At 44.7% G+C, this 14,034-nt stretch carries 13 protein-coding genes; 4 read left to right on the top strand and 9 right to left on the bottom strand.

From position 1 onward, the window contains the following. Positions 1–577 precede the first annotated feature (577 nt). Entirely contained in the window at positions 578–865 is a 288-nt protein-coding gene (locus MKX41_RS14790; RefSeq protein ID WP_340971471.1) for a GNAT family N-acetyltransferase, read from the top strand. Positions 866–954: 89 nt separating this feature from the next. Next, entirely contained in the window at positions 955–1,800 is an 846-nt protein-coding gene (locus MKX41_RS14795; RefSeq protein WP_076284608.1) for a GNAT family N-acetyltransferase, read from the top strand. A gap of 78 nt (positions 1,801–1,878) precedes the next feature. Here MKX41_RS14795 and MKX41_RS14800 read toward each other — a convergent pair whose 3' ends face one another. From MKX41_RS14800 to MKX41_RS14815, 4 genes are all read right to left on the bottom strand, one after another. Beyond that, positions 1,879–2,634 carry a hypothetical protein gene (locus tag MKX41_RS14800; protein ID WP_340971473.1) on the bottom strand — a complete coding sequence of 252 codons (756 nt, stop codon included), beginning with the start codon at positions 2,632–2,634 and terminating at the stop codon, positions 1,879–1,881. A 25-nt stretch (positions 2,635–2,659) separates the two neighbouring features. Further along, positions 2,660–3,112 carry a flavodoxin gene (locus tag MKX41_RS14805; RefSeq protein ID WP_042190032.1) on the bottom strand — a complete coding sequence of 151 codons (453 nt, stop codon included), beginning with the start codon at positions 3,110–3,112 and terminating at the stop codon, positions 2,660–2,662. A 169-nt stretch (positions 3,113–3,281) separates the two neighbouring features. Further along, positions 3,282–3,647 carry a VOC family protein gene (locus tag MKX41_RS14810; RefSeq protein WP_042190035.1) on the bottom strand — a complete coding sequence of 122 codons (366 nt, stop codon included), beginning with the start codon at positions 3,645–3,647 and terminating at the stop codon, positions 3,282–3,284. 92 nt (positions 3,648–3,739) lie between these two features. Then, the gene (locus MKX41_RS14815; RefSeq protein ID WP_340971476.1) at positions 3,740–4,600 is read right to left on the bottom strand and encodes a helix-turn-helix domain-containing protein; all 861 of its coding nucleotides are present in this window, start codon (positions 4,598–4,600) and stop codon (positions 3,740–3,742) included. 228 nt (positions 4,601–4,828) lie between these two features. Between MKX41_RS14815 and MKX41_RS14820 the strand changes: the two genes are divergently transcribed. Both MKX41_RS14820 and MKX41_RS14825 read left to right on the top strand, forming a co-directional pair. Further along, positions 4,829–5,692: a class I SAM-dependent methyltransferase gene (locus MKX41_RS14820; protein WP_042190039.1), complete on the top strand. Its 864-nt coding sequence runs from the start codon at positions 4,829–4,831 to the stop codon at positions 5,690–5,692. A gap of 3 nt (positions 5,693–5,695) precedes the next feature. Continuing rightward, the gene (locus tag MKX41_RS14825; protein ID WP_231573316.1) at positions 5,696–6,442 is read left to right on the top strand and encodes an RluA family pseudouridine synthase; all 747 of its coding nucleotides are present in this window, start codon (positions 5,696–5,698) and stop codon (positions 6,440–6,442) included. A gap of 44 nt (positions 6,443–6,486) precedes the next feature. Here MKX41_RS14825 and MKX41_RS14830 read toward each other — a convergent pair whose 3' ends face one another. From MKX41_RS14830 to MKX41_RS14850, 5 genes are all read right to left on the bottom strand, one after another. Next, on the bottom strand, positions 6,487–6,918 hold the full coding sequence (locus tag MKX41_RS14830) for a MarR family winged helix-turn-helix transcriptional regulator (protein ID WP_340971479.1): 432 nt from the start codon (positions 6,916–6,918) through the stop codon (positions 6,487–6,489). Positions 6,919–7,122: 204 nt separating this feature from the next. Beyond that, entirely contained in the window at positions 7,123–9,564 is a 2,442-nt protein-coding gene (gyrA, locus tag MKX41_RS14835; protein WP_042190043.1) for a DNA gyrase subunit A, read from the bottom strand. 254 nt (positions 9,565–9,818) lie between these two features. Then, positions 9,819–11,801 (bottom strand): DNA topoisomerase IV subunit B, encoded by a 1,983-nt coding sequence (gene parE, locus MKX41_RS14840; RefSeq protein WP_042190046.1) that lies wholly within the window; start codon positions 11,799–11,801, stop codon positions 9,819–9,821. A 167-nt stretch (positions 11,802–11,968) separates the two neighbouring features. Then, entirely contained in the window at positions 11,969–12,958 is a 990-nt protein-coding gene (locus MKX41_RS14845) for an ABC transporter permease (protein ID WP_340971482.1), read from the bottom strand. Continuing rightward, positions 12,951–13,931: an ABC transporter ATP-binding protein gene (locus tag MKX41_RS14850; RefSeq protein ID WP_340971484.1), complete on the bottom strand. Its 981-nt coding sequence runs from the start codon at positions 13,929–13,931 to the stop codon at positions 12,951–12,953. Before MKX41_RS14850 ends, MKX41_RS14845 begins: the two co-directional genes overlap by 8 nt. Between the last annotated feature and the right edge of the window lie 103 nt (positions 13,932–14,034).

Here is a 14,034-nt window from a genome sequence, read left to right on the forward strand (position 1 = left end):
TTGGGGTTCTATCGGACTCCATAGGCGCTATTGGCATAGAAATCGCCTAATTTGTGCTTTTTCCTAAGGAATAGTTGCAATGGAGTCCGAAACTTTACTCAAACGGCTAAAAATTTGCAATTAGCGTCATCTGAGTCCGAAAGCTCCAGTGGATGATTATGATAACAGGAATTTTGGCCACGCTGAGGTCTCAAGGATTCCCATGAGTCCGGCTGTCCTGGATGTTCCTGCGTCAGAGTGCCAGGAATGTCTGGGCCGGCTTGCGTATCCAGCACACTAGCTTGTCCAGAAATCCAACCCCTTCCACCTTCTCGGCTCGCCAAAAGTCACTCGATCACGTCTGCATTCTATCCCCATTCCGCAAAGCCAGACTACTTGCAGAACAAACATTACAAAGCAACTGCCTTGAGTAACATGAGCGCATTATTCACACCAGTAATCCTAACTTCCCCGATAAATCCATCTATGGAACGCCATCAAACGTCCAGGGCGAGCAATCAATCTGCTTCATTCCTCGCTTTTTGCAAATCGTGGTAGTAAAATATAGGCAATAACATTTTAGGAGTGAAGCCATAAGATGCAAATTCAAACTGGAACAGGACGTTTTTTTGTTGCGAACGACGGTAAGGACCTTGCCGAGATCACATACAGTTTGGATAAAGATGCTGGGGAATTGGTCATTGACCACACTCGTGTCTCTGAGGAACTGCGCGGTCAAGGTACCGGTGAAGAACTTGTACGGGCTGTTGTAGATAAGGCTCGAAATGAAAATTTGAAAATTGTTCCTGTGTGCTCCTATGCAGCTCATCAATTTGAGAAGCATCCGGAGTATAAGGACGTGCTGAGCGGGAACACAGGCGAGTGAGACTGATCTCCGTTCCCGTTTCCGTGAAGCTTTATTAACCTATTCGAACTAATACACTTAGTTCAAATACACTTTAGGAGGAAACGGGTTTGACTACTACTGATACTTTGAGAAATATAGAAGAATTACAAGAACGCTGTGAGCAATATGATGGAATTTCACTGAAATTGAATTGGGACATGCTTCGCCAGCCATCAAGCGTAGGAGATACGGAATGGCTCGTGACTTATGAAGATGATTTACTCGTCGGCTTCTTAGGACTTTATGGATTTGGAAGCGATATGGAGGTCTGTGGGATGGTTCGACCAGGCTACCGCCGACGGGGCATCTTCACCTCACTGTGGAACCGAGCGCAAACTATTATCAAACGAGGCAATGTTGATACCCTACTTCTAAACGCTCCTGCTGCCTCATCATCTGGTGTAGCATTCCTTCAAACGCTACCACTAGAGTTTAATCACGCGGAATACCAAATGAAATGGGGCGGAAATTCGGTTGCTTCTTCTGAAGCAAGCTCAGCCACAGGGACTGTGATCTTACGCCCTGCTCGTGAAGACGAAGCCCCAATTCTCGTTGAGCTGGATTGTGGAGGCTTTGACATAAAGACTGAAGATGCTGCCGAACTCTATGACCTGCAGAAACAGGAAGGCCTGCAAGAACATATTATGATCGAAATGGACGGACAACCTGTTGGTAAAATGCGGCTGTGGACCGAAGATAATGAAACCTGGATTTATGGATTTACTGTCAGCAAGAAGCTACGTGGGCTAGGCATTGGACGAAGTGCACTTCTTCAAACGATCGAACGAGAACGTAAAAACTATAATGGAATTAATCTCGAGGTCGCTCTAGATAATCCCAATGCGCTTAAGCTATATGAAAGCTGTGGCTTTATCATTCAGAATAAACAGGATTATTACCGTTATATCGGCTAATCCATAGAATTAAAGCCTCCTGTCTAATGGGCATTCTCGCCTGTAGAGCAGGAGGCCTTATTTTATTATTAGGAGTAATCACATGAGCCCAAAGCCTCCAACATTAGCTTCGCCTCTATCATTTCTACGGTCGCTACAGTTTAATGAGCCATCAGCGTGCACTTCCTGCTCCAGAAATACAGATAACAATCGAACATAATCCAAAGACTCCTTATACGGGACTGCATTTCCCTTGTAAGTGTATTTACGACCGTCTAGCAAGGAGTAGATTTCCACGGTCTCCGCAGGTTCACCGTAAGCCGCATAACAAAAGACGTTTGTCATATGCAAAAAGCCCGCAATAGTATCCTCATTGCCATTCACCATAAATTTCTGAATGTTCAGGCTTCGACCATTCTGAGTAGAATTCCAAGCTAATTGAGTAATCATCGAAAGCTCCAAGCTCAGCTCCGGGACTGACACATACCACTGCTCGTATAGCATTACCGGAATTTCCAGTAAATGATTGGTCGAAACGATACGCATTAGTTCATCCGCTATACTCGTCTTGATATCCCAATATTGCAGTAATGAAGGAAAAGCATCCCCCCTAGGTGGCCAACGACGCTCTAACAGAAATTGTATCGGTGTCTCCCTTCGAACTTCAGGCAGCAAACTATAAAAGTCGTTAAGTGTATGCCCTACAGCATATTGAACCTGCTGGCGCCAGCGTGGGAGCCCGGTCGCTGGAGCTCCGCTTGATAAATTCTCGGCCCCTCCAAGCATAATGTGCTCCACTCGATAATCATGCAGTCGTTTATATGGAGGCGTATGTAAATTCACTTGTTTCTTCATCCAACTTCCCGCTGGCCCGCCCATCCTATGATGCCACCATACAAGCTTCGATAAATTGACGACCGAATTGACGGCAAGCTTCTTTTTCAGCAGCGTTCGGGCCATATTCAATCTTAAGACTATCCTGTAATATCACAGCTCCACGTTCCTTTAACTTCTCCACGAATAAGTCCACGGCTCCACAATAAATCGCGTAACCTGTGTCTCCACTGCCAAAAACTGCTGATTTCATAGCGGTCAAATCAAGCTCATCCATCTCCTCATAGAAATCAAGAGCTTCATCAGGTAGCTCACCATCTCCCCAAGTGTATGCTCCTAACAGAACGCCTTCATATGAATTTATCTCAACCGCGTTACATTCAGTGACCGATTTCAAAACGGCTTCACCGCCTGCTTGGCGTATTCCCTCTACAATCAATTCAGCCATTTCCTCAGTGTTTCCAGTTAGACTGGCGTATGCCACTAGCACTTTAGTCATCTTTCTGTTCCTCCCATTACTAAACATAAAATTTAAATGATGTGTGCTTCACCCTCATCTTATTTGATAATGATTATCATTGTCAAATGAATAAAATAAAAAAAACGCAAACTCCCGTTTATTCACACGGTTGATGTTTGCGTTCAATCCCTTTTTTGTTCAAAATTATTTAGTATGCTCCTTCGAGCAAGGTAATGTGATTACCATCTGGATCGCGGAAATTCATTTCTTTCCCGCCATACGCCATCGTAACCGGTGGCTGACAATCCAGTCCCTTAGCCTTTAACTGCTCGTACGTCTCATCGAGATTATCACAGCTGAATACTAAATTAACAAAGCCAGTCGTGAGCTTTTCCCATTTCGTCTCATCCCAAATGATGATTCCAGGCTGCTTCTTGTCGAATCCAATCTTTGCGCCATCAAAATTGCCGTAGCCTTCGAACGGAATTGGAATCCCTAGCACCTCCGAATAAAATGCAGCCAACGCAGCAGTATCCTTAGTGTAGATGTTAGTACCTTCAAAAGACGAAATCATAATTTGTCCCCTTTCATTCTCATCATCATAGTGCCCATTTCTTACTTGAGTTTAACAAGGCTAGCACCCTTTGTATTGCAAAATTGCGACATTTATCTGCCCGCATAGACTAAAGCCTCAAGTGGTGTTCTTCCTGCATATTTCTTGAAACTGTTTATAAAATGAGGCTGGTGGCTGAATCCATACGTAAAAATAAGATCCTGCATATTCTTCGTCTGCACAGGCAGTTGATACATTTCCCGCCATACATTTTGAAATCGTACAAGGTCAGCTGTTTTTTTAGGTGATACACCTATGTATTCTTGAAAAAGTCTTTCAAGTTGGCGTCGGCTTAGATTAGAGCTGGTTTCCAAATCCTCAGCTGTTACCACACCCTTTTGTTTAATTAGGGTATAAATTGCATTCATCATCCGATCATTAGTCCGTCCACCATGCTCAAGACGCTGAAAAAGATAAGCCTCAGCAGCCGCTATCCTTTCATTCATAGAATTTGCTTGTTCCAGCAGAAGTCCTAGCTCTTTTTTAAAAGTACAAAAGTATTGGTCCACATCTACAAATGCATTCAGGACATCCCGGAGATGGTCATCTGCAAAAAAATGAACGGCCCAGAAATGAAATCGGATACCAAAGGTTGAGATCATACCTTCCCCTCTGTCTGAAGGGACTTCAAAAGGAGCATCATTGATGCCGGAAAAAACGGTAGTTGTTAAGCCTGTCGACTCATTCAGATTCCAAATAATGTCCATGCATGTATCTGGAATAATTGTTTCCATTCGAGGTTCGTAACCAGATGCCTTGTCCACTACGTGAACGGATGCCTCTGTAGGAATACGCGGTGTGACAGAGCCCCAGAAACAGCGAATATATGGCTGCAAAGCTTGACTGGGTAGAAATTCACTAGTTTGTGCTGGATTTGCAGTTATCGGGAAATATAGAGGCGCGAGATTGAACATAAGCTGCTATTCTCCGATCATAAATATTGTAAAGACTCTGATATCTGATCATACACAATCATTGCTTGATCTGCCAGAATAATAGCTGTGAGCATGGAAATATTATACACATAATCTTCATTGGATAAAATAAGTAGAGTGTTGGGCTTGTGCGTATTTTGTTTGTAGCTATATGGTGAAATGATGTACAATAAAGGCTAAATGAATTTTTGAAGGATGGATTAAAAAATGTATATAGCTAGCGACTGGAAAGACTATGAAGTAATTGACACTGGCGGTGGAGAGAAGCTTGAACGTTGGGGTGACATTATCCTGCGCCGTCCGGATCCACAAATTATTTGGCCACTCTCCAATGAGACAGCGAAATGGCGTGATGTACACGGTCATTATCACCGTTCCTCAGCGGGTGGTGGACAATGGGAAATGAAGAAAACAATTCCGGATGATTGGAAAATTAGTTATGGAAAATTAAAATTCCATTTGCGTCCTACAAATTTTAAGCATACAGGGTTATTTCCTGAACAAGCGGCCAACTGGAGCTGGATGATGGACAAGATTGCGGCTGCTAACCGTCCGATCTCAGTACTGAATCTATTTGCTTACACTGGTGGAGCTACTGTAGCCGCCGCAAGTGCCGGCGCTTCTGTTGTTCACGTGGATGCAGCCAAAGGAATGGTGCAATGGGCAAAAGAAAATGTCCAGCTGTCCGGTCTGGGCGAGCGTCCAGTTCGCTACATCACGGATGACGTATTCAAATTCGTACAACGTGAACAACGTCGTGGTAGTAAGTATGATGCGATTATAATGGACCCGCCTTCCTATGGAAGAGGACCTGGCGGAGAAATGTGGAAGCTGGAATCCAGCTTATATCCTTTCCTTGAGAGCTGTATGCAAATAATGAGCGACAAACCTTTGTTTATGCTAATCAATTCATACACCACTGGGATTTCTCCAACTGTCCTACGTAATATGTTGTCGATGACCATGGGTAAACGTTATGGCGGGAAGCTCACCTCCGGTGAAATCGGTCTTCCGATCACTTCCTCCGGCATGAACCTGCCATGCGGTATTCTGGGACGCTGGGAGGCGTAAACCATGACACAGCATTTATCTGGCAGCAACGAGCCGCTGGACGGAATGTCGAAGCGCTTTGAAGTGTTATACGAAGATAATCATCTTCTAGGCATAGTGAAGCCCGTGAATATTCCTGTTCAGGAGGATGCTACTGGAGATCCTGATCTGCTCAACCTGCTCAAAGAAGATGTGAAGGAACGCTTTAACAAGCCTGGCAACGTCTATATGGGGCTAGTCCACCGCCTGGATCGTCCGGTTGGGGGTGCAATGATCTTTGCCAAGACATCAAAAGCAGCCTCAAGACTATCCGAGTGTGTCAGAACTCACAGCTTTCATAAGGTGTACTTAACGGTCGTGCACGGAAAACCACCAGCATCTCATGGCCGTCTTACCGATACGCTGCTTAAAGACGCCAAGAGCAATACCGTCACTGTAGTCCGGAAAGGAACACCCGGCGGTAAGGAAGCCATTCTGGATTACACAGTACTTGGCAGCGCTGAGGGTTACAGCCTGCTCAAGATCGATTTACTTACCGGTCGTTCACATCAAATTCGAGTGCAGCTTAGCTCCATCGGCTGCCCCTTATACGGTGATCAGAAGTATGGAGCTTCGGTGAACAGACCTGGACAGCAAATTGCACTGTGGTCTGCACTTGTAGGTTTTCCCCACCCTGTTACTAAAGAAGAAGTAGAACTTATTTCCCTGCCTCCGCAAACCCATCCTTGGGATTTATGGTCCAAGGAATTACAAAAGAAGGCTATCCGTTAATGGATGGCCTTCTTTTTTTTGAAATAAAGTGTTGTTGTATATATTCATGGTGTAGAACCTTCCGGTGTAGTTGTAACAACCATTTTGCCCATTAAATAGAGTAGTAGCTGTTGATTATGAGAGGATATCGGATCAAGTGCTTCTGCAAAAAAATCACTGCGGATCTTCAAACCACGTACAGTCTCCTTCGTTCCAATTTCCGTTATACTCACCCATACAATACGGCGATCCGCAGCATCTCTCTCCCGAATGATAAGCCCATTTTTCTCCATCCGATCAAGTAACATAGTAACCGCTGCAGGACTGGTCGCCAGATGTGGAGCCAGATCAGAAGGCTTCATGGCATCACGTTCCTGAAGCAGTTCAAGTACTGTGAGTTGGGCATCCGTTAGCGATGGGGCAAGATTACTGTCCATATGTAGTTTGTAATCTTTTAAAATTTTATGCCAAATTTTACTGAATTCAGAAGCGTGCACACTGATTCCTTCCTTTCCTTGCGGTTCTATCCGGTATAACTACATTTTCGCGAAACAAATTCCATTTCCTGCAAAAGAAGAAAAATAAATCTTCTAAACTGATAAGCGGGAAAATTAAAAAAAGGCACTTAGTCAGTTCTCAAGAAGAATTGACTAAGCACCTTGATAAGTTATTTTAACAAATCTGTTTATTACTAATTCGTTTTACTTAACTGCCGGGAAAAGATTAACAATCTCATCCTTTTTCTCCACAGGAACAATCTGTTTGCCTGTAGAACGACGCTCTCCGAGTGGTGCAGATTCAGAAGAGAACGTGTGATGTGCATTCTCTCGTGTAATTGCATTAAGTTCCAGCGGTTCTCTGCAATAGAAAGCCCCTGCTAATTTACTACCATTTGGTCGTACTCGCTTACCTTCCTTAAATTCAAAGGTTGGCATCCCTTTGCCACCGCGGCTTTGAGATGGATAATCCACTAGTAATGAACGTTTCGCATATCCGATATCGGAGATAGAAAGGATCTCACCTTCATCTTCACTGACCCAGAAGCAAGAAATCACCTCATCGCCCTCACGAAGCTGAATGCCTCTTACACCGGATGCAACACGGCCCATAGGATTAACTTCATTCTCATGGAATCTTATACTCATTCCTTCACGAGTCACGAGTACAATGTCCTTGTCATTCGTACTAGTAGCCACTGTAATGATCTCATCACCGTCTGCTACCTTACAGGCTGCTACGGCTCCAGAGCGGCTTGTAGAGTATTCCTTGAGCTCTGTACGCTTAACCTGACCTCTGCGGGTGATAAACACGAGGCTTTGCTGTGGATCATCAAGATTATTGACCGGAATCACGCTAATGATTCCATCCCCTTTAGACAATCCGATAACGTTAACAATCGCAGTACCAGGTTCTTTCCATTTAAACTCTGGAATCTGGTGAACAGGAAGTAAGAAGTACTGCCCCTTGCGCGTAAATACCAGCAGACTGTCACGGGTATTCACATCGAGCAGCTTAACGATATGATCGCCTTCTTTAACGCCTGATGTATGACGTTCCCCACCAGAGCGGGTAAAGGAAAGCATACTTGTACGCTTAATATAACCGTCTGCGGAGAGTGCTACTAGCACATCCTCTGCGTTGACCAGCGCTTCAAGGCTAACCTTAAGCTCCTCAACTTCGCCTTGGATCAGCGAACGGCGATCGATCCCGTATTTGTCGCGGATCTCCAGCAATTCCTTACGGATTACAGCTACGAGCTTCTTGTCACTTTCCAAAATGCCACGCAGATGTGTAATCTTTGCCATCATTTCATCCAATTCTTTTTGGAGTGAAGTAATCTCCAAATTCGTCAGACGATACAATTGTAAGGTAAGAATAGAATCCGCTTGACGTTCACTGAACCCGAACATCCACACGAGATTGTTCTGAGCATCCTGACGGTTCTTCGATGCTTTGATGGCAGCGATGACCTCATCCAGAATATTCAGTGCCTTAACCAAGCCCTCTAAGACATGAGCACGGTCTTCTGCGCGTTCCAGATCAAATTGGGTGCGATGAGTCACTACTTCACGCTGATGCGCGATATAAGCCTCCAGGATGGCTTTAAGACCAAGCTGTTGCGGAGCCTTGTTGACAATCGCCACCATATTGAAATTATAGGTGATTTGTAGATCGGTTTTTTTGAGCAGATACGCCAAAACGCCTTGGGCATCCGCTTCTTTCTTGAGTTCAACTACAATCCGAAGTCCTTCTCGTCCACTCTCATCACGAACTTCAGCAATGCCATCGATTTTCTTCTCTAATCGAATATTCTCCATGGAGGTAACTAGTCGTGATTTTACAATCTGGAATGGAACTTCCGTAATCACGATTTGTTGCTTGCCTCCACGCATATTTTCAATCTCAGTCTTGGAGCGTAAATAAATACGGCCTTTACCAGTGCGGTAAGCATCCATGATGCCGTCTCCGCCCATAATAGTGCCGCCTGTAGGGAAATCCGGACCTTTCATAAAGGTCATGATATCTTCAAGTTCAATATCCGGCTTCTGCATCACTGCGATACAAGCATCAATAACCTCACGTAGGTTATGTGGCGGAATCTCAGTGGCAAAGCCTGCGGAAATCCCACTCGTGCCGTTTACGAGTAGATTCGGATACCTGGAAGGAACAACCACAGGCTCTTTGGCTGTATTGTCAAAGTTGTCCTTAAACAGCACCGTCCGCTTCTCGATATCACGCATCATCTCCATTGCAATCGGAGATAAGCGTGCTTCTGTATAACGCATTGCCGCAGCTGGGTCATCGTCCATCGAGCCCCAGTTGCCATGACCGTCAACAAGAACATGCCCCATCTTCCATGGCTGTGCCATACGAACCATACCGTCGTAAATCGAGGAGTCACCATGTGGATGGTAATTACCCATTACATCCCCGACGGTTTTGGCCGACTTGCGGTACGGCTTGTCAGGCGTGTTGCCAGAATCGTACATCGCATAAAGAATACGGCGTTGTACAGGCTTAAGTCCATCGCGGACATCGGGAATCGCCCGGTCCTGAATAATATATTTGGAATACCGACCAAAGCGGTCACCGACGACCTCTTCCAGAAAAGCCGGCAAAAATTGTTCTGATAAACTACTCACTTTGCTCACCTTCTGTTCCTCAATCTGTCCACTTTCTTAAAGATTGGTGATATTCTTTCACTTCGCTTTGCGGATCATTCTTCCGGTCGCTGTTGTTTCCAGATTTTTTGATTATACCGCTGTTAGCGGATAAAATCCGGAAACAAAGGCGAACGCTAACGCTCCTCCAGAACGATTCCGCCACTCCGTTTGCCTATCACCAAAAAATTAAAAACAGTGGAAGTATTCGTCACTTGCAGCACTACTAACTGCAACTACTCTACAATTTCAGTGAAATCGACATTCTCAACAATCCAGCGTTTACGTGGATCGACTTTATCACCCATCAGTGTAGAAACACGACGCTCAGCCTTAGCAGCATCCTCAATCTGCACCTGAAGCAGTGTACGCGATTCTGGATTCATCGTTGTTTCCCACAGCTGATCAGGGTTCATCTCACCCAATCCTTTATAACGCTGAAGCTCGAAGTTTTTGCCGAATTCCTTTAAGTAATTTTGCAGTTCTTCATCACTCCATGCATACCTTACGGTTTCCAGCTTGCCCGTTTTGCGGGTCAGCTTATAAAGCGGAGGCTGAGCAATAAAAACCTTTCCGGCATCTATTAACGGCTTCATATAACGATAGAAAAATGTCAGCAGCAGCACCTGAATATGCGCTCCATCTGTATCCGCATCGGTCATAATGATAATTTTGGAATAATTGCTGTCTTCGACGGTAAAATCCGGACCAATTCCTGCACCAATCGTGGAAATGATCGCTTTATATTCATCGTTCTTCAGGATATCCAGCAGCTTGGCTTTTTCCGGATTCATCGGTTTCCCTTTTAGCGGCAAGATCGCCTGAATCTTTGAATCACGGCCTTGCTTCGCTGAGCCACCAGCTGAATCACCTTCTACGATAAACAGCTCAGTTCGTGTAACGTCCTTAGACTGCGCAGGTGATAATTTTCCGCCAAGATTCGAGCTCTCGCTACGTTTCTTACCTGTACGGATCTCATCGCGGGCTTTGCGAGCCGCTTCCCGAGCCTTCGAGGCCTGAATTGATTTTTTCAAAAGGCTCTGTGCTACCTGTGGGTTTTCTTCCAGGAAACGAGCCATATTCTCAGATACGATATAGTCTACTGCACTACGAGCAGAAGCACTACCAAGCTGATCCTTCGTCTGTCCAACAAATTCAACCTCGGACATTTTGACACTAATGACAGCCATCATACCTTCGCGCAAATCATTTCCTTCTAAATTCTTATCCTTTTCTTTAAGCAGCTGTGTACGTCGTGCATAATCATTCAACACACGAGTATACGCGGTCTTAAAGCCTGTCTCATGAGTACCGCCGCTACGAGTAGGAATGGAGTTAACGAAGGAAGCCAAGGTTTCTGTATAGCCTCCATTGTACTGAAGGGCTACTTCCACTTCGATATCGTCCTTTTCAGCGCTGAAGTGAATAACATCATGTAGAACATCCTTGCCCTCATTCAGGAACTGTACGAATTGGCTTGCTCCACCCTCGTAAAAGAACTCGTCCTGACGATTGCTCCGCTCATCATGCAGCGTAATACGCAGACCGGAATTCAGAAAAGCAATCTCCTGTACTCGCTCTGCCAGCGTATCATAATTCAGGGCAATTCCATTTGGAAAGACGCGAATATCCGGTTTAAAAGTAATTTTCGAACCGGTTTTGTTGGTGTTGCCCAGAATTTCAAGGCCCGTTACTGGTTCGCCAACATGCTCTTTCCCCTTCTTGTCCACCCAATATTCAAAACGTTGACGATGGATTTTGCCTTCACGATAAATCTCTACTTCAAGCCATTCAGACAAAGCATTCGTTACTGAAGCCCCTACGCCATGCAAACCGCCTGATTTCTTGTAACCAGATCCACCGAATTTACCGCCTGCATGCAAAATTGTAAATACAACTTGCGGCGTTGGCACTCCTGTCTTATGCATTCCAGTTGGAATCCCACGACCGTTGTCCGTCACCGTTACTGAGCCATCTTTGCGAAGTAGTAAGTCAATCTTCGTACAATACTTGGCTAAATGCTCATCCACAGCATTATCTACAATTTCCCATACTAGATGATGTAGTCCCGAAGAACTTGTACTGCCGATATACATGCCAGGTCGTTTGCGTACTGCAACCAGACCTTCGAGCACTTGAATGTCGTCAGCATCGTATCCAGTACGGCTATTCTCGCCGTTATTAGAAACTTCAGCAAACATATCGATCTGTTCGAGCATTCATGCTCCTCCTTCTTTTCTCTATACTCAAGCATTAACGCCTTCGGCGTCCTTATAAAGACGGTAAGCCTTTAAGCGAGAAATATAAGACATACAGTATAAGTGAAAACTTATACTTTCTTATATCTCTAGAAATGCAAACAAACGTTTTCGTCACTTTGTACATTCTAATTCAAAATATCCCTTTTCGTAAAGACGGCGAATGAAATGATCACCGAAGCAGCCCCCCATACAGCCAGTACAGCCATGGAAAATGACAAGGACATCCCCTCTATGGGTGCGGGAGTTCCTGACAAATAGCCAGTCAGTCCAAGATTTACCATAAATAAATATTTCGCTGTTGTCCAGGCTGAAGCCATATTGGTCAGAATATTCCCGGCGATCAGCGCTGCCATCATGACCACTATACTAGCAGCAGTGCTCCTTACAAGTACAGAGATCATAAAAGCAAGCAGGGCAACTACGACGCTTACGAACCAGACCAATCCACCTTGCATAAGCATATATTTCCACTGTGGTACTGCATGTACAGTAGACATATCCACCGAGTCCCCACTGATCTTAAAGCCTGTAAAGACAGGGATATTAAAGCCCTTATATCCAAAAGCAAGACCAGAGATAAGGTAGCTGATCACAAATGTGGAGAGTACAATAAGCGAGACAAACATAAGCAGTGCCGCCAATTTGCTAAACAAAACTTTCCAACGCTTAACTGGCCTTGTCAGCAGCATTTTGATCGTCCCTGTAGTTCGCTCCGCAGAAACTAAATCTGAGGCTACCGCCATAATGAGCAGCGGAATAAATAAAGTAACGGAATTATCCAAAAACTCACGGGTAAAGGTAACGCCGCTTGGCTCGTTCGGATTCACATCATGGTGAAGGTAATATTGAAGCTGCTGTACAAATATTCGCCGATAAGTCTTCCATTCCTCTGGAATTCGGTCGCTACCCAAAGAATTTTGATTATCAATGATCTGCTGCTGGATCTCCAGGCGCCAATCGGAGTTGAATTTATCTCGGCTACGCTCAGCTGAGCGCATTTGAGCGTAGGTGAACATAGGCACCAGTACAATCAGAATCAGCAGTATAACATAAAACCGTTTCTTTTTTATGATTTTTAAACATTCATTACGGATTAGCGGAAGCATATTATTCAACGTTCTCACCCTCCGTTAGTTTCAAGAATAGCTGTTCCAGTGTCGGATTGATTTTATGCACAGCCCTAACTTCGATTTCAGCAGTTACCATAACAGCCACAATCTCGGGGATCAAATCCTGATCCATAATTGTGATTAAAGAATTTGGGCCCATACCTGCAATTATTGAATCATCCAAGGTAACGTCTTCCAGATTCTGAATCTGAATATCTGGGCGATCAGCCAGTAATCCCCTAGCTTCAGCAAAAGGCTCCAGCTCCCAAAGTACATACGGAGAATTTCGAGCGATCAGCTCATCTACCGCACCCACTGCAAGTACTCGCCCTTTACTAATAATCGCAACACGGTCGCAGAGAAGCTGGATTTCACTAAGTAAATGACTCGATACAAATACGGCCAAGCCCTCATCTGCTAGCTTACGTATAAATTCTCGCAGCTCCTTAATCCCCTTTGGATCTAAGCCATTTGTAGGCTCGTCCAGAATAAGCAGACGCGGACGTCCCAGAAGAGCCTGCGCTATACCAAGTCGTTGTCTCATCCCAAGCGAATATGTACTTACCTTATCATGGATTCGTTGATCCAACCGAACGATATCTACAACTTCACTAATGCGTGCATTATCTATACCTGGCTGCATTCGGGCAAAATGCTGTAAATTCTCCCATCCCGTCAAATAGGTATATACCTCAGGATTCTCAACGATAGAGCCAACAAATTGCAACGCTTTTTCCGGATTTCGGTTCACATTGTAACCACATACCGTGATTTTGCCCTCGCTTGGACGAATCAAATCAACAAGCATTCGAATCGTAGTTGTCTTCCCAGCTCCATTGGGTCCGAGGAAGCCAAAAATTTCTCCTTCTCTCACATCAAACGTAACATCATCTATAATCCACTTTCGCCCTATTTTTTTCCGTACCCCGTCTACAGACAAGACGACCGGGCTGGATTCTCCACTGTTCGCTTTTGTCATATTCTCCTTAGCTCCTTGTTACTGTCATTTCCTTGGCTAGTACTTGCTCAAAGGATATTTTATCTAATACAAATCATCATTCTTAGAAAGCTGGCTCTCACTT

The organism is Paenibacillus sp. FSL R5-0475, from assembly GCF_038004585.1.
Classification (GTDB): domain Bacteria; phylum Bacillota; class Bacilli; order Paenibacillales; family Paenibacillaceae; genus Paenibacillus_AQ.

Excerpts from the sequence above, each read along its gene's own strand:
- MKX41_RS14790 (WP_340971471.1), top strand. The coding sequence starts at position 578 with ATGCAAATTCAAACTGGAACAGGACGTTTTTTTGTTGCGAACGACGGT.
- MKX41_RS14800 (WP_340971473.1), bottom strand. The coding sequence starts at position 2,634 with ATGAAGAAACAAGTGAATTTACATACGCCTCCATATAAACGACTGCAT.
- MKX41_RS14805 (WP_042190032.1), bottom strand. The coding sequence starts at position 3,112 with ATGACTAAAGTGCTAGTGGCATACGCCAGTCTAACTGGAAACACTGAG.
- MKX41_RS14810 (WP_042190035.1), bottom strand. The coding sequence starts at position 3,647 with ATGATTTCGTCTTTTGAAGGTACTAACATCTACACTAAGGATACTGCT.
- MKX41_RS14815 (WP_340971476.1), bottom strand. The coding sequence starts at position 4,600 with ATGTTCAATCTCGCGCCTCTATATTTCCCGATAACTGCAAATCCAGCA.
- MKX41_RS14820 (WP_042190039.1), top strand. The coding sequence starts at position 4,829 with ATGTATATAGCTAGCGACTGGAAAGACTATGAAGTAATTGACACTGGC.
- MKX41_RS14825 (WP_231573316.1), top strand. The coding sequence starts at position 5,696 with ATGACACAGCATTTATCTGGCAGCAACGAGCCGCTGGACGGAATGTCG.
- parE (WP_042190046.1), bottom strand. The coding sequence starts at position 11,801 with ATGCTCGAACAGATCGATATGTTTGCTGAAGTTTCTAATAACGGCGAG.
- MKX41_RS14850 (WP_340971484.1), bottom strand. The coding sequence starts at position 13,931 with ATGACAAAAGCGAACAGTGGAGAATCCAGCCCGGTCGTCTTGTCTGTA.